This window comes from Cyanobium sp. HWJ4-Hawea (assembly GCF_024345815.1).
GTDB lineage: Bacteria > Cyanobacteriota > Cyanobacteriia > PCC-6307 > Cyanobiaceae > Cyanobium_A.
Window position 1 is genome coordinate 42,809 of sequence record NZ_JAGQBV010000009.1, and the last position, 14,735, is coordinate 57,543.

General features: G+C 57.2%; 15 protein-coding genes. 3 read left to right on the plus strand and 12 right to left on the minus strand.

All coding sequences use genetic code 11. The features are described 5' to 3' along the window. Positions 1-896: 896 nt before the first annotated feature. The 7 genes from KBY58_RS03550 to KBY58_RS03580 all read right to left on the minus strand — a co-directional run bounded on the left by KBY58_RS03550 (position 897) and on the right by KBY58_RS03580 (position 8,431). On the minus strand, positions 897-1,457 hold the full coding sequence (locus KBY58_RS03550) for an SIS domain-containing protein (protein WP_255002941.1): 561 nt from the start codon (positions 1,455-1,457) through the stop codon (positions 897-899). 913 nt (positions 1,458-2,370) lie between these two features. Continuing rightward, a complete protein-coding gene (locus tag KBY58_RS03555) occupies positions 2,371-3,333 on the minus strand; it encodes a hypothetical protein (RefSeq protein ID WP_255002942.1) in 963 nt (320 codons plus the stop codon). Between the two features lie 16 nt (positions 3,334-3,349). Beyond that, on the minus strand, positions 3,350-4,294 hold the full coding sequence (locus KBY58_RS03560) for a UDP-glucuronic acid decarboxylase family protein (RefSeq protein WP_255002944.1): 945 nt from the start codon (positions 4,292-4,294) through the stop codon (positions 3,350-3,352). A 330-nt stretch (positions 4,295-4,624) separates the two neighbouring features. Further along, positions 4,625-6,424, minus strand: a complete 1,800-nt coding sequence (locus KBY58_RS03565; RefSeq protein ID WP_255002946.1) for an ABC transporter ATP-binding protein — start codon at positions 6,422-6,424, stop codon at positions 4,625-4,627. Positions 6,425-6,652: 228 nt separating this feature from the next. After that, on the minus strand, positions 6,653-7,558 hold the full coding sequence (locus KBY58_RS03570; RefSeq protein ID WP_255002947.1) for a DUF2887 domain-containing protein: 906 nt from the start codon (positions 7,556-7,558) through the stop codon (positions 6,653-6,655). 187 nt (positions 7,559-7,745) lie between these two features. Next, positions 7,746-8,186 (minus strand): type II toxin-antitoxin system VapC family toxin, encoded by a 441-nt coding sequence (locus KBY58_RS03575; protein ID WP_255002949.1) that lies wholly within the window; start codon positions 8,184-8,186, stop codon positions 7,746-7,748. Further along, positions 8,183-8,431 (minus strand): type II toxin-antitoxin system Phd/YefM family antitoxin, encoded by a 249-nt coding sequence (locus KBY58_RS03580; protein WP_255002950.1) that lies wholly within the window; start codon positions 8,429-8,431, stop codon positions 8,183-8,185. The genes KBY58_RS03575 and KBY58_RS03580 overlap by 4 nt, the downstream gene beginning before the upstream one ends. A gap of 527 nt (positions 8,432-8,958) precedes the next feature. Here KBY58_RS03580 and KBY58_RS03585 point away from each other — a divergent pair. Both KBY58_RS03585 and KBY58_RS03590 read left to right on the plus strand, forming a co-directional pair. Next, a complete protein-coding gene (locus tag KBY58_RS03585) occupies positions 8,959-9,213 on the plus strand; it encodes a hypothetical protein (RefSeq protein ID WP_255002951.1) in 255 nt (84 codons plus the stop codon). Then, a complete protein-coding gene (locus KBY58_RS03590) occupies positions 9,210-9,500 on the plus strand; it encodes a hypothetical protein (RefSeq protein WP_255002952.1) in 291 nt (96 codons plus the stop codon). The genes KBY58_RS03585 and KBY58_RS03590 overlap by 4 nt, the downstream gene beginning before the upstream one ends. Before the next feature lie 200 nt (positions 9,501-9,700). On the opposite strand, the gene KBY58_RS03595 is transcribed toward KBY58_RS03590, so the two are convergent. The 4 genes from KBY58_RS03595 to gmd are packed head-to-tail and all read right to left on the minus strand — an operon-like array spanning position 9,701 to position 12,676. Then, positions 9,701-10,738: a GDP-L-fucose synthase gene (locus tag KBY58_RS03595; RefSeq protein WP_315858026.1), complete on the minus strand. Its 1,038-nt coding sequence runs from the start codon at positions 10,736-10,738 to the stop codon at positions 9,701-9,703. Continuing rightward, entirely contained in the window at positions 10,735-11,043 is a 309-nt protein-coding gene (locus KBY58_RS03600) for a nucleotidyltransferase domain-containing protein (RefSeq protein ID WP_255002954.1), read from the minus strand. Before KBY58_RS03600 ends, KBY58_RS03595 begins: the two co-directional genes overlap by 4 nt. Further along, positions 11,040-11,453 carry a nucleotidyltransferase substrate binding protein gene (locus KBY58_RS03605; protein ID WP_255002955.1) on the minus strand — a complete coding sequence of 138 codons (414 nt, stop codon included), beginning with the start codon at positions 11,451-11,453 and terminating at the stop codon, positions 11,040-11,042. Before KBY58_RS03605 ends, KBY58_RS03600 begins: the two co-directional genes overlap by 4 nt. Next, positions 11,453-12,676, minus strand: a complete 1,224-nt coding sequence (gene gmd / locus KBY58_RS03610; protein ID WP_255002956.1) for a GDP-mannose 4,6-dehydratase — start codon at positions 12,674-12,676, stop codon at positions 11,453-11,455. The genes KBY58_RS03605 and gmd overlap by 1 nt, the downstream gene beginning before the upstream one ends. Before the next feature lie 98 nt (positions 12,677-12,774). On the opposite strand from gmd, the gene KBY58_RS03615 reads away from it, so the two are divergent. Continuing rightward, the gene (locus KBY58_RS03615) at positions 12,775-14,109 is read left to right on the plus strand and encodes a (Fe-S)-binding protein (protein ID WP_255002957.1); all 1,335 of its coding nucleotides are present in this window, start codon (positions 12,775-12,777) and stop codon (positions 14,107-14,109) included. A 5-nt stretch (positions 14,110-14,114) separates the two neighbouring features. Here the strand turns inward: KBY58_RS03615 and KBY58_RS03620 are convergent. Beyond that, the coding region (locus KBY58_RS03620; protein WP_315858028.1) for a nucleotide-binding domain containing protein at positions 14,115-14,735 on the minus strand (621 nt) is incomplete at its 5' end.

The following is a 14,735-nucleotide window of genomic DNA, read 5'->3' on the forward strand; positions in this document are numbered from 1 at the left end:
AAAATCTAATTGAGTAATATTACATATTTCGACAGCAATTCATGTCCATAGCTTTTCTATTTTTTATCAATCTCAATAGAAAAAACCTTCATTTGGCAATAGCTGCAAAATTGCGGTGAACTTATCTTTTGTGACTATCGTTGCAGCAGCTTTATGCTTTTGAAAGGGCATCAAAATACTATTGTCAGTTCTAAAGATCGGCATCCCCCATCCTTCGAACGAGACAGGACAGCCTTAGAGCGTTTGACTCACTATCAATAGATAGCTTTTTTCAATTTTATACATGCATAAAACTCGCATGTTAGCCAAAAATAGATATACAAAGCCATGGCTAAAGTGAGAGATTTTTTGAAACTGGCGCAATCAGGTTCGCCTTGAACAAAGAATATTACCTTTGACTATTAGCGATACAATTATGTTTTGATATACTACGAGCTTACTTTTATGCAATTTAAAGTAATTTGAATAATGCACCTAAGAAAAGGACTCAAAACGCTCGACTAGAAAAGGAATGGCAGGAATTACGTACTCTCTCTCAAACGCAATGGCAAGCATCTGCTAGCCTAAGCTCACCACTTAGCTTACAAAACTCAATTCTGGATCCTCTGGAAAAGATGTTGGGTCGCCAGAAGTGAGCAAGTAGATGCTTCTTTTCTCATGTTGAATGTCTCCTCCATTTATCATTAACAAGGTTTCACGTTCATACAAGAATTTTGCATTTAAAGTATTATTACTGAGCTTGATGCTGCAATGGATGACATGGACCACAGGAACTGTTTTTAAGTATAAAAAAACAGCCATCGCCAAATCAAAGCAGATTAATAGTAATTAAACCACTAACTGGTTTAAAACCTTAGAATGCCATGGCATCATTCAAAAACGTTTTAATATTCATATCAAAAAAGTTCTTGCTCAATTAATCCACATATAGTGTGCCCGATCAAAATGTGGGATTCCTGTATCCTGGCTGTGTCTACACTTGGTACAATGATATTATAACGACAGATCCCTGATAAATCACCGCCATTCCCGCCAGTAAGACCGACAGTTTGTAGACCTATCCTATTTGCTTCTTGGGCAGCTTGTACAACATTTACTGATTTTCCCGATGTAGAAATCGCTATCAATAAGTCGTTCTTCCGACCAAGGCTAGTTATTTGACGAGAAAACACTTGATCAAATGAGAAATCGTTGCTTATACAAGTTAATACTGATGTATCAGCGGACAGTGCAACAGCTGCTAATGGCCTGCGGTCCCTATAAAGCCTCCCAGTCAGCTCAGCCGCTAGATGCTGACTATCTGCCGCAGATCCTCCATTTCCACAAAAGAAAATCTTACCTCCATTGCGCAATATATTTGCAGATAGTAAACCTACCTCTTGAACAACACTGCTCAAGAGGTGGAGCTTCTGTACAACGTCGAGATGCTCTCTAATGTTATTCAGAAAGAGTGACATTCGCCTATTGCAATAGATTAAACATATTGAAGAGTTTTGGGCTCGGCCTGTCGTGCATTAGCAAGTCTACAAAAAGGGTTGAGAGTGCTTGTGTCGCGGTCATTTTTAATGTAAGGCGCGCAAATGATGAATCCGTCAGGAAGATAGAATGATAAAAGAGGCAGAAGCATATAGAGACGAAGAAACCCTAGCAAGGTAAAGCGCTATGCGTGGTATTTGGGTCGTAATTTAAGGCTAGTTATAGGGCGGCCAACTTTTACTATACACCACAACCAAACAGACGCGCTAATTCGGCGTACAACTACCGAAAAAGAACAGATCCATATCTATCTGCATCTCCAGATTCAAGGACGCCATCCGGTCAATTAGCCATAGATTAGCTAGGCGCGCCACCGCCGGAGCCGCAGAGGACAGCGGGGCCGGCAGGAGCTGGCCAGACAATAAAAACGGTATTAACAATGATTAAATCTCCGACCCGACCTGCCTTGAGGTAACCAAATACCGCTACGTATTTAAGTACATTTCAAAGAATTTCGATAAATTCGCAAGATTCCAAGACTTTCTCTGAATCTCATGCCAGCAAACTACGGCTATGAAAGGCTAGCTAAAACGTGTTTTTCAAAAGGAAATGAATCTCCCGGAGTCAACTATACTCGAAAATCAGATCATACAGACAAAATCAATGAATTCCCCAGAAAGTGCTCCACCCTGGCAATGATATGCCATATTATTTCAAATATTCGAGGAAGGAAAGTAAAAATATTTCTTTATGCCAAAAGGAGAAATGAGGGCATTTTGGCAAAATAAAGTGAGGGCAAATCGCAAAAGCGTCGCCAAATTTTCAACAAGAAGGGCAATCCTAGGCTGATAACAAAATAACCCAGAGATGCCACTAATACTAAACAACAATCTATCACTGTTTAAACATTGACATTAATATTCTCCTAGGCTTGCGGGATATTAAAGCAGCAGCTCGCAAAGGCAACCACACTAGCAACCCCGGCAATCTACGCCATCTACCACCGAAATGATGGTCAAAAGTGAAACGGTCAGCCGAGTGGTCCTGAAGCTGAAATAATGTATGCCTGTGAGGATCTATACCAAGGCTTGCAGTCATAGTGATTGAAGCACCAGTTGTATGAGTTGCGTCTTGCCCGAAACCCACATTCACAACCAAATTCCGATTTGGCGAAGCAGTGAGGCCACCATTAGCGAGAACAGTAAATAACCACTGAATATCCCATGTATCTGGTTCATCCTTATCAAACAACCTCTGCCAAATTTGACTCCAGTGCCTGCGCTCAGCCGGATCAGGAAATATGGATGTAAGTAAACCGGAGTCACGCAGAGCCGGCCACTTGCTTAAGTCTCTATCGTAATGTTGCCAGCAGCGGCGCCAGCTGGCCCAGCCCCAACAGTGATTATACCTACTGAAGTAGTAACTGCCGTCACCGCGCCACCTCCCCTCTTGGAAATTATTGCCGCTAATGCACCACACCCGTGTATCTAGACGGTATTTATCCAGCAGAGTTTCGCAGTATGCGAAAAAGCTAGGATGGGGGACACAATCGTCCTCAACAATAATACCTTCCTCAACTTGCTCAAAAAACCAGGTGATCGCCCGGCTGACGCCTAATTTGCAACCCTGGTTCACATCTGAGTAGAGGCGATTGATCTGACAGGGCCAGTCGATTTCCTCTTCTATCAATCTCCTGGTGGCAGCAACCTTCTCTGCCTCTCCAGGCCGCGAGGGGTTGGGGCCGTCGCAAGCTACATATAGCCGGGTAGGCGCCACCGGACGGATCGCATCGATCACTTGTCGGAGGGTGTGGGGTCGCCGCCAGGCGATTAAGAGAATGGGAACTTCGAAAGTCATGGCAGGAAAAGATGCGTTATTGGCTCAATGCCGTCCTGAAATAGGCAATCGTGGGCTCAAGGCCCTGCTCCAGCGCCACCGTGGGCTGCCAGCCCAGCTCCCGTTGGGCCAGATCGATTACCGGTTGGCGCTGCAGGGGGTCATCGGCCGGTAGGGGCTTAGTGATCAGGGGCAGCTGGGGGTTGATGCGATCACGCACCAGCTCAGCCAATTGCTTGATCGTGAATTCAGCTGGATTGCCGATGTTGATCGGGCCGGTGTGCTCGCCATTCATCAAGCGGATTAGGCCCTCCACCAGATCGTCCACATAGCAAAAACTGCGGGTTTGACTGCCGTCGCCGTAGAGGGTGAGGGGTTCGCCGCGCAACGCCTGCACGATGAAGTTGCTCACCACCCGGCCGTCGTCGGGCAGCATCCTGGGCCCATAGGTATTGAAGATCCGCGCCACCCGGATCTCGGTGCCATGCATGCGCCGGTAATCGAAGCAAAGGGTTTCGGCGATGCGCTTGCCCTCGTCGTAGCAGCTGCGGATGCCGATGGTGTTAACGCAGCCCCGGTAGCTCTCGGGCTGGGGATGCACCTCCGGATCGCCATAGACCTCACTGGTGCTGGCCAGCAATAGCCGGGCCCCCACGCGCCGGGCCAGGCCCAACATGTTGTAGGTGCCAAGGAAGCTGGTTTTGGCCGTTTTGATCGGGTTGAACTGGTAGTGAACCGGCGAAGCCGGGCAGGCCAGGTGCCAAATCCGGTCGACCTCAAGCTTGATCGGCTCGGTCACGTCGTGGCGGATCAGCTCAAAGCGGGGGTGGCCGATCCACTGGACAATGTTTTCCTTGCGGCCGGTGAAGTAGTTATCGAGGCAGATCACCTCCTCACCGGCTTCCATCAGCCGATCCACCAGGTGCGAGCCCACAAAGCCGGCACCGCCGGTGATCAGGTTGCGGGTAAGGGATGCGGGCATGGCGTTAAGTCAACGGGGTTGGCATCAAACAGGTATGAGCTCTAAGGCTTCTGAACCTCCAGCCACGGCAGTAGTCACCAAGCGTCGATCAAAGCTGGCCAAGCGGCCCTGCTGGCGAACGGCCCTAAACTAGTTTTATTAAGGCCTTCCTAAAAAGAGGCAATCGAAAATAATGCTTAACAACTTAAAATTTTGAATCATGTCAGACTCAAGCTTCTTATGGGTAGCTTGATAAATTGGGTCCACCGTGCATGCGCAACATACGGCTCATCTGCAAGCAAAAGGAATTCTTGATCGCCTATGAAAATGCGGTCGGTTTTCTAGATGTCACTAAGTAATAGCCTTAATAAATCGACTTTGGTTTGATTCGAGATTAAATATCAGATCACATCGCTCCAACGTGCTCAGCCGGTGGGCGATCAGCACCAGGGTGATGTCCCGGCTTAAAGAATCAATCGCTTCCATAACAGCCTCTTCAGTTTCATTATCAAGGGCACTGGTGGGTTCGTCGAAAATTAATACCTGGGCCTGCTTATAAAGGGCCCTGGCAATACCAATCCTCTGCCTTTGACCGCCGCTGAGCCGAATACCCCTTTCGCCCACAAAGCTGCCATAGCCCTCAGCGCTGCTTTCAATGAAGCCGGCGATCTGGGCCTGCTCAGCTGCAGCTCGCACCCTGGCCAGATCAATTTGATTCTTAGGAATACTAAAGGCGATATTTTCAGCAATTGAGCTATCGGCAAGATAGATGCTCTGGGGCACATGGGCGATCGCAGCTCGCCAGGCCGCCAGCCGCCCTGGGTGCTCAGCAGCATGGATATCCAGCCCATCAACCAGCAGCTGGCCCGCAGTGGGTTCAAGCAAGCCCATCAGCAGATCCACCGTGGTGCTCTTACCGCTGCCGGTGCTGCCGATCAAGCCGATCCTTTCGCCCTTGCGGATCTGTAAATCCAAGCCCTGCAGCACTTCCGGCAGCTCTGGGCCATAGCGAAAACGCACCGCCTGCAGCTGGATAACCGTATTTAGGGGCATTGGTGCTGCAGCGGCCAAATGCTGCGGCAGGGGTTGGTCGAGGATCTCCAGCACCCCAGCCAAATCGGCGTTGAAACCCTTAAGAGCAGCCCAGCCGCCATAGGCCTGCTGCAGGGCTGGCAGAAGGCGCTGGGCCCCAAGAGCCAATGCCCCAAGCAAAGGAATCACAGAAGCGCCACTTCCATTTTCCTGCACCAGCAACCAGCCCAGCAGGGCGATCGCCACCATGCCCAGGGCCTCTAGGGCATAGCGTGGAAAACTAATTAGAAAAGTGTTTTTGGCATCTAGTTGCCGTTGGCGTCGGTCGGCCCGCAGATAAAGCTTTAAGTAAATGGGCTGGCTCCCCTCCAGCAGCACATCGCGTATTGCCCCAAGGCCCTCCTGCACCGCCTTAAGCACTTGGCGACTGGCCTCTGCTATCAGACCGCTGTTGCCGCTCAGCTTGTTTCTAGTGGTAATGGAAATTAGGCCATAGGCGCTGCCAAATAGGGCTGCAGCGGCCAGGGCAACCTGGGCGTTGATCAGCAGCAGGCCAGTAAGCAGCCCCACAGCCACCACCACCGAAGTGGCCAGCAGCAAGGCGTAGTAGATCGCAACCACCGTGCGGCCTACTTGGCTTGTGATGGTGTTGATCACCGTGCTGCTGTTGCGCTGCACATGCACCCCATAGGGCTGATACAGGGTGCGTCGGTAGGCCTCACCGCTCAAATCTGAGCCGATCGCCGCCGCCATCCGGCCATTCAGCCAGAGGTTGGCTAGCCGCACCACCGCCGCCAGCACCGCTGCTGCCGCAAAGGCCGCCGTGGCCGGCAGCAGCAGCTGGCCAGGCGTCGTGAAGCCCACTCGCAGCGCCAGCTCCTGGATCAGTGGTTGCTGCCACAGCTGCTCCGGTGCACTCAGCACCGCCAAAAAAGGCAACACCGCCCCCAGCGACACCAGCTCCGCCCCACCACTGGCCAGCATCACCACCAGCAAGGCCGCCAGCTGCCAGCGGCGCCGCCGGCTCAGGTGGCCCCAAATCCCCAGCAGCAGCGAGCGGGTGGATTTGGGTGTGGATTTGGGTGCTTCCGGGGTGGGTTGGTCTGGGGCTGGAGTCATAGGGGAGAGTTGTGGTCGCTAGGGCTGGCGGCTGGCGGCGATTGGCAGAGCGGCAGGCGGCCTAAAGCAAAAAACTCCGGGATTCTGTAAGGGCTGTACAGAATCCCGGAGAGTGGTGAAAAGGGCTGCAGCCCCTGCGGGGATTGGCGCGGTTGAGTGCTTGCTGGGGTTGGGGTTGGTGGCCTCGGGGGATTTTCGGGCTGGGGTACCTGGAGGGTCAGGTGGGAGCTAGGCGTTAGCGGTCAGCCAGTTGCTGAGATCGTCAGGACCCTGGAAATCGAGCAGGGCATCGGCTAGGGATTCCAATTTATCCACTGTTAAGGCCTGGATCTGGGCGGTGGTGGCGTCAGCCAGGGGGCCGCAACGGCGGGCCAGAAGGCGGAGGGTCATCTTTGCGGCTTCGTGGGCTTCGCCCTCCTGGCGGCCCTTGGCTTCACCCTCTTGGCGGCCCTCGGCCAGCCAGTCCTGAACAGCGCGAGTATGGCGGATCTCTTCTCGGGGAATGCCGGCGATCACCATGATCTGTTCCTCACTGAGCTGGGGGAATCGTTGCACCAGCATAGGCAGCACAACCGTGTCTAGATCAGGTCTGCTACCGAGGATCTGTTGGCTGGTGGCTGCCAGCTCACTCTCGGGCCGCACCGGCAGGGTGAGCAGGTTCAGCAGCGGATCGAGCTGAGGCTTATGGCTCAGTTCTTCCAGGCTTAGCCATACCACCTGTTGTAGGAAGAGCTGCAGCGCCTGAGTGGGGCCGAGCTTGAGTCGGTTATGGGGCGTGATCACCATTACGGCCCAGTGCTGCACTTGGGGCTGCTGTTGCAGAAAGCGGTAGGTCTGCGCCGCCAGGCGGTGGTGGAAACCCGGATCTGGGTGCATCTGCACCTCCAGCAGCACCACCGGAAACTCCGGGCTGCCGGTTTCGGCACAGCCAGTACTCTCGCGGGGCCAAAGCACGCCATCGAGGCGGTGGCTGAGCTCTTTTAGCTCTGGTGCCTCAAAGCGATAGTGGCGATCGCCAGGATCCTCGGGATTCCAACCCGGGCCGAAGGCATTACCACCTCGATTCGGCAACAGCGCGCGGATCAGGTCTGGGGCGCTTTGGAATACCCGGTAATACCAGCGGTCGGTGTTCACTCGCAACGCGCGTTGGTTGGAGAAAAGGTAGCCGCAGCATGGGGTAGGGCTGCAGCCCGTGCGGTGATTGGTGCGGTTGGGTGTTCGCTGGCGGCTGCTGGCCCCGGGGGATGTTCGGGCTGGGGCGCCTCCTTAAATATGTACCGCCTGTACAGATCCTGCACAGTTGCAATTCAGGGGAGGTGGATCAGTTCGGGATCAGGAGGTGCTCGTGGGCTACCTGGTGATGGGCGGCGGCCTTGTACAGCCCACGGTCAAAACTGGCTAATTGCAGGTGCAGTCTTTGGCAGAGAGCCAGGTGTAGCGCATCCCCTGCCCGCAGCGGTGGCGCCTGAACCAGACAGAGATGGGCGGCGGCCTCGAAATCTCCGTCTGACAGCTGAATGGTTTGCAAGCGTTGCTCACGCAAGACTCCAAACCGCTGCCAGGCTTCCTGGGATTCCTGGAGTGTGATCGCGTCACGTCGCACCTGAAGAGCCAGGGCAGATGCCAGTTCTGTCGCAACCCAAGACGAGATCAGCCAGGGCTGCTTGGCATGCAAATGCAAAAAAGTTAGGGCCGTTGATGTGCCTGCTTCATGCACCAGCGCCGCCACAAGCAGGGAGGTGTCGAGGTACAGGCGCTTCAATAGCGAGCTCCCTCCCGCAGCTCCTGCAGAAGAGCCGAAGCATCACTCCCATTGTGGAAAGGTTGCTCAGTTGTGGTTGCCAGGAAGGCATCGAGATCAAAGCCCACCCCAGGCTGTTCTGCCGCCCTTGTAAGCCGCGCCACGGGCACCCCGCGCCGGGTAATTTGCACGTCTTCTCCTGATTCCACTGCATCCAAGAGAGCCGAAAGACGCGCCTTGGCCTGGGCCACGTTGAGACTTCGCATCTTCCAAAGAGTTAGTCAGATGACCATTGTAGTGGTGGCTGTGGCGGCTTACCTACCTCCAAAGACTTCAATCCCACGGCCACTCGGCCACTCGGAGCAAGGTCAGGCCAGTGGCCATCCACGAGGCAATGGCCACCCCATCAGCCCCACATTGGTGGTGCAGGCGTAGGTGGACCTTCAAACAGAACTCTCAGGGATTCTGTACGGGCTGTACAGAATCCCTGAGAGTGGAGAAAAGGCTGCAGCCCGTGCGGTGATTGGTGCGGCTGGGTGTTCGCTGGCGGCTGCGGGCCCCGGGGGATGTTCGGGCTGGGGCGCCTTGCGGCTTAGGGAGAAGCCCCTACCGAAATGCTACGGAAATTCCGGGTTGCAGACACCATATTTGGTGTGGTTACACCTCAGATATTGACGACTTGAGATTCTGCAGGTCGCCCCCTCCTCCAGCAGGACACCAGGTTGAGGATGCCCCCCTGGAGCCGGTGACCTCGCCGAGCCTCCTAGCATTAACGCATGAAAGCCAAGGCAGCATGAAAACCGTCAAGCATGTTGGGGGCAGCGGCCAGATCTCGTTGGGCAAAGAGTTCGCTGGTCGCACCGTGGTGGTCGAGAGCCTCGAGCCCGGGGTCTGGGTGATCAAAACTGCCCAGACGATCCCCGACAACGAGCTCTGGTTGCATCAACCGGAAGCAGTGGCTCGTCTAGACCGGGCCATGGGCGCCATGCATCAACCGCCCCGCAGCACGGATCTCGAGGCCCTGGAACAGCATCTGGGGATGGTGTGATTCAGCTCGACCTCAACAACCCCGAGTTTCAAGCCAATCTGCTCACATTGGAAAAATCAGATGCCTGGGCCGTTCTCAAGACTCTGCGTCTGCTTCATGGAATGAGCTGGGAGCAGCTGCAAAGCAGCAAGGGACTGCGCTGGGAGCTGATCCAGAGCCGACAAGGCTCTTTGGGTGAACGGCTCTATTCCATGCGAATCAGCCGCAGCTGTCGAGCAGTGGCCTGGCGTGATGGCTCTTGGCTGCGGTTGCTCTCGCTCCACCCCGACCACGACTCGGCCTATTGATGCAGCATTTGGCGGCGCAGGGGGAAGCCCCTACTGAAGTGCTACGGAAATTCCGGGTTGCAGGCACCAAATGTGGTGTACTCGTGGAATCAGGGAGTAGGCCAGCGGTGGGTTGGTGGAAGTTTGCTGAAATTTTCGGCGGCAGGGGCCTCAAAGCAAAACCTCCACGATTCTGTACGGGCTGTACAGAACCGCCTTCGCTAGAGGCGGACCAGTTGCTGATCGAGCTGCTGGCGGAAATCGGAGACCGTGCTGGTCAGGCCTGCAGCCAGCGGAATTTGGGCCTGCCAGCCCAGGGCCGCCAGGCAGCTGACATCAAGTTGCTTTTTGGGCGTGCCATCGGGCTTGGTTGCATCCCATTCGATGTTGCCGCGATAGCCCGTGGCTGCGGCCACCGCTGCTGCTAGTTCGCGGATACTTAGATCCACGCCCGTACCCACATTTAGGAACGTCAGGGGCTCAGCGTTGGCAGCCAGGGGGGCATTGGGCGCGTCCGGATCCCAGTGCTCCAGGGCAAACACGCAGGCCTCGCCCAGATCATCCACATGCAGGAATTCCCGCAACGGCGTGCCACTCCCCCAACACGTGACTGAGCTGCCAGCTCCATGATCGGGCAGTTGGGCGGCCTCGTGGAAGCGTCGTATCAACGCCGGCAGCACATGGCTGTTGGTGGGGTGATAGTTGTCGCCCGGCCCATAAAGATTGGTGGGCATCAGGCTGATTGCATCAAAACCGTGCTGCCGCCGCAGGGCCTCGCACAACTTGATCCCAGCGATCTTGGCGATCGCATACCACTCATTGCTGGGCTCCAGAGCGCCCGTGAGCAGGAACTCCTCCTTGATCGGTTGCTCGGCAAATTTGGGATAGATGCAGCTACTGCCTAAAAACAACAGCCGTCTCACGCCCGCCCGCCAAGCGCTCTCGATCACATGGGTTTGGATCTTGAGGTTGTCCAGCAGAAAATCGGCTGGATAGCTGGCATTGGCTTGGATGCCACCCACCTTCGCGGCGGCCAGCACCACCACCGTGGGTCGGTTGCTGGCAAACCAGGCCTCGACCGCCGCCGGAGCTAACAAATCCAGCTCACTGCGGGGGGCCGTTAGCAGGGCACCACCCTGGGCCGGATCGCCATGGCCAGCGCGCTGCAGGGCCCGACAGATCGCACTGCCTGCCATGCCTCGGTGGCCCGCCACAAAAATGCGGTCTGCTGGCAAAAGCAAGCCAAGTGAGTTGGTCATGGCCGCCTCCAGATGCAGCGGCCAACCCTTTGCACATGGGCCTCCAGGTCGGCTGGTAGCTCATGGCGCAGCACCAAATCCACCCGCCAGGGCAGCAGCAGATCATCAATTTTCGCCATTAGGCGCAGGCGGTCTGGGTGGCTCAGCTGGGAACCTTCCAGGCAAAGATCAAGGTCTGATCCGGGCTGCTGACTCTCCATTGCCCTTGAGCCAAACAGCCACACAGCTTCTGCTTGGGGCTGCATGGCAAACAGCTGCACCAGCTGCCGCTGGGCTGATTCGGGCACACCGGGTATGGAGCTCACTGCGATTCCTCCAATAGGCGCTGATTCAGCCTGGCCCGCAGCTGCCGAAAGCGGGGCAGATACTGGGCCAATATTTGCCCGCCAATTGCATCAGCCGTAGCGCGGTTGTAGGTGTGGCTGGTGAGATTGCGGTCCTGAATCATCAACATCCAGGTCTGGCCTTCATCGATCAGACCCAGGCGAAAAGCCTCACGGAGGGTGTCGCGAGAACCCAACAATGAGCTATCACCCTGGTTCCGCAAAAGATCCCTAAGGGTGTTCCAAGCCAGCTCAAAAGTGTATTCAAATGCTTTGATCAGACCCTGCTGTTCCCTTTCATTTAGGGCGGGGGGCTCCGCAAAGGTTTCCAGCTGAATCAGCGCTTTGTTGTAGTTGCTAAAGCGCTGCTGCCAGCGGATGTCTTCCGTCATCAGCCTGGACCAACAGCCGCAGGATTCGCAGCAGGACTAGCCGGCGGATTCTCCATCGAGCCCACCACCACAAAGCCCTCACGCCGGAGGGTGGCCTCCTTCGCCGCTTCCTCCTTATCGGCAGCCACCATCTCGGCCACCAACTGCTCGAGGGTGGTGGTGGGGGTCCAGCCCAGCTTCGCCTGGGCCTTAGTGGGATCGCCGAGCAGGGTTTCCACCTCCGCGGGCCGGAAGTAGCGGGGGTCGATCTTCACCACGATGGCGCCGGTGTCGGCACGGCGGCCCACCTCATTAATTCCTTCGCCTTCCCACTGGATCGCCTTTCCAGAGCTGCCATTGCCGGCACCCCAGCCCAATTCAGCGGCGGCCAGCTCAATGAAACGGCGCACCGATTCCTGGCGGCCGGTGGCGATTACGAAATCTTCCGGGGGGCCCTCCTGCTGCAGCATCCGCCATTGCATCTCCACGTAATCGCGGGCATGGCCCCAATCGCGCAGGGAATCGAGGTTGCCCATGAATAGGCACTGCTCCAGATCCGCATCAATCCGAGCTAGGCCGCGGGTGATCTTGCGGGTCACGAAGGTTTCACCACGGCGCGGTGATTCGTGGTTAAACAAAATGCCGTTGCAGGCATACATCCCATAGGCCTCGCGGTAATTCACCGTGATCCAGTAGGCGTATAGCTTTGCCACCCCATAGGGGCTGCGGGGATAAAAGGGAGTGCTCTCCTTCTGGGGGATCTCCTGCACCAGGCCGTAGAGCTCAGAGGTGCTGGCCTGGTAGATGCGGGTTTTGGCGCTCAGGCCCAACATCCGCACCGCCTCGAGGATCCGCAACGTGCCGAGGGCATCGGAATTGGCGGTGTATTCGGGCGCCTCAAAGCTAACGGCCACATGGCTCTGGGCCCCCAGGTTGTAGATCTCGTCGGGCTGAACCTGCTGGATGATTCGGATCAGGTTGGTGCTGTCGGTGAGGTCTCCGTAGTGGAGGGTTAGGCGCGGCGCCTCGCCTGAAGCCCCCGTTTCATGGGGATCCTGGTAGAGGTGATCAATCCGGGTGGTGTTGAACGAAGAGGCTCGCCGTTTAATGCCGTGCACCTGGTAGCCCTTCTCCAGCAGCAGCTCGGCCAGATAGCTGCCGTCTTGCCCCGTGATGCCGGTGATCAGGGCTATTTTTCCAGTGATTTTGCCAAAAACAGCTCCAGTTGCTGGACTTGGGGTCATGCGCTCTGGGGCTCTGAACAAAATTTTTGATGAAATTGATGATAGATCCGCGCAATCAATTCGATCAGGTGAGTTGCGGCAGGGGCCAAACTGAATAAATGCCAGCGGCCACCCCAGCATCGATCAGCAGCACTGACCCCTGCGTGCATTGCGGCTTTTGCCTGCCCAGCTGTGCCAGCTACCAGGTGCTGGGCACCGAGATGGATTCGCCCAGGGGCCGGATCCATGCCCTCAAGGCGATCGAAACGGGGGAACTGGCCCTCGATGCCACGGTGGCGGGCCATTTCGACAGTTGCCTGGGCTGCTTTGCCTGCGTTAGCGCCTGTCCATCCGGGGTGCGCTACGACAGCCTGCTGGAGGCCACCCGCCCCAAGCTCAACGCCCCCGGGCTGCGCAGCCCCGCCCAAAATCTTTTCCGCCAACTGCTCTTTTCGCTGCTGCCCTACCCGGCGCGGCTGCGGGCGGTGCTGACCAGCTGGCGCAGCTATGCGGGATCACCCCTGCAGGCCCTGGTGCGCCGCAGTGGCCTGCTCAAGCTGGCGCCCCCCCAGCTGGCCGCCCTCGAGCAGTTGCTGCCGGCCCTAAGCAACGAGAGCTTCAGCGACGGCCTGGCCCTTGTCACCCCGGCCCAGGGCCCACGCCGCTACCGGGTGGGCCTGGTGCTCGGCTGCGTGCAACGGCTATTTGAGCCGGGGGTGAATGGGGCGGCCCTTAGGGTGTTGAGCGCCAACGGCATTGAGGTGGTGATCCCACCAAACCAGGGCTGCTGCGGCGCCATGACCCACCACCAGGGCGAGGAGCAGCAAACCCGCGACCTGGCCAAGGCCCTGATCGCCAGCTTCGAAGCGGTGGTAGGCCCAGGTAAGGCCGCTGGCTCCGAGCCCCTCGATGCGGTTTTGGTGGCGGCCTCCGGCTGCGGCCACACCCTCAAGGCCTACGAGCAGCTGGTGGGCAGCAGCTTCTCGGCGCCCGTGCACGACATCCAGGCCTTCCTGCATGGCGTGGGCCTCAGCGAATCATTTGTGGCTGGCCTCAGCCCCCTGAGCCATGGCGATGGTCGCCCCGCCAGCGCCGCAGACCCCCTGGAGCTTGCCTATCACGATGCCTGCCACATGCTGCACGGCCAGGGCATCCGCGACGAGCCCCGCCAGCTGTTGGCCCAAATTCCCCACGTGCGGCTGAAGGAGGCCGTTGACGCGGGGGTTTGCTGCGGCAGCGCCGGCATCTACAACCTGGTGCAACCCGATGAGGCCAGCGAACTGGGGCGTCTTAAAGCCGTCGACCTCTGCGCCACAGGTGCCTCCCTGGCGGTGAGCGCCAATATCGGCTGCACCCTCCAAATCCGCCGGGCCATGGAGGCCGCGCCCGAGCCGATTGCGGTAGAGCATCCAATCCAGCTGCTCGATCGCAGCTTCCGGGGCGGACTGCCTTAAGAAGCTCAGCCCCCTTCCAGCAATTGCCAGGCCTGGCTGAGGGTCTCGGCGGTGCCGAGGTTGCCGGGGAAGGTGAGCACCGGCAGCAGGGGCACGGCCGCCTCCGGCGGGCTGAGCACCAGCGACAACCCGGGCAATAGCTGGCCCTGCAATTCCACCGCGGCCAAGCCCAGCCCATCGGCGAGCAGGGCCTGGGTGGTGATGCCCCCCTTACTGATCAGGTAGCCAAGCCCAGGCGCCAGGGCCGCCACCAGGCGGGCCATCAGGGCGGCCAGCTCCATACCCAATTGGCGGCGCTCGAAGGCATTGGCACAAACCACTTCCCCCCGGGAGCTAAACAGCACCGGGGTTAGGCCATTTGCCACAACAGCCTCCAATTGCTCAAGCCAACTGCGCTCTAGGGAGGCCAACAGCTCGCCAGCTGCCGGGCCAGCCAGCACCCGTGCCAGCTTGGCCACATTGATTTCCACTCCGCCACAGCTGCTGCCCCCAGAGCTAGTGCCACTGGCCAGCAGGTGCTCCAGCTGGGCATCGGCCAGGGGCACATGGGAGCCCACCACCACCAACCCCGGCAGGAAATTGCCCCCTAAATCCCGGCGGCGCAGGGCCGCCAAACCCCTGGCATC

Coding starts and splice junctions, on each gene's coding strand:
- KBY58_RS03595 (WP_315858026.1), bottom strand. CDS start 10,738: ATGACCAACTCACTTGGCTTGCTTTTGCCAGCAGACCGCATTTTTGTG.
- KBY58_RS03615 (WP_255002957.1), top strand. CDS start 12,775: ATGCCAGCGGCCACCCCAGCATCGATCAGCAGCACTGACCCCTGCGTG.
- KBY58_RS03565 (WP_255002946.1), bottom strand. CDS start 6,424: ATGACTCCAGCCCCAGACCAACCCACCCCGGAAGCACCCAAATCCACA.
- KBY58_RS03585 (WP_255002951.1), top strand. CDS start 8,959: ATGAAAACCGTCAAGCATGTTGGGGGCAGCGGCCAGATCTCGTTGGGC.
- KBY58_RS03555 (WP_255002942.1), bottom strand. CDS start 3,333: ATGACTTTCGAAGTTCCCATTCTCTTAATCGCCTGGCGGCGACCCCAC.
- gmd (WP_255002956.1), bottom strand. CDS start 12,676: ATGACCCCAAGTCCAGCAACTGGAGCTGTTTTTGGCAAAATCACTGGA.
- KBY58_RS03550 (WP_255002941.1), bottom strand. CDS start 1,457: ATGTCACTCTTTCTGAATAACATTAGAGAGCATCTCGACGTTGTACAG.
- KBY58_RS03580 (WP_255002950.1), bottom strand. CDS start 8,431: ATGCGAAGTCTCAACGTGGCCCAGGCCAAGGCGCGTCTTTCGGCTCTC.
- KBY58_RS03605 (WP_255002955.1), bottom strand. CDS start 11,453: ATGACGGAAGACATCCGCTGGCAGCAGCGCTTTAGCAACTACAACAAA.
- KBY58_RS03560 (WP_255002944.1), bottom strand. CDS start 4,294: ATGCCCGCATCCCTTACCCGCAACCTGATCACCGGCGGTGCCGGCTTT.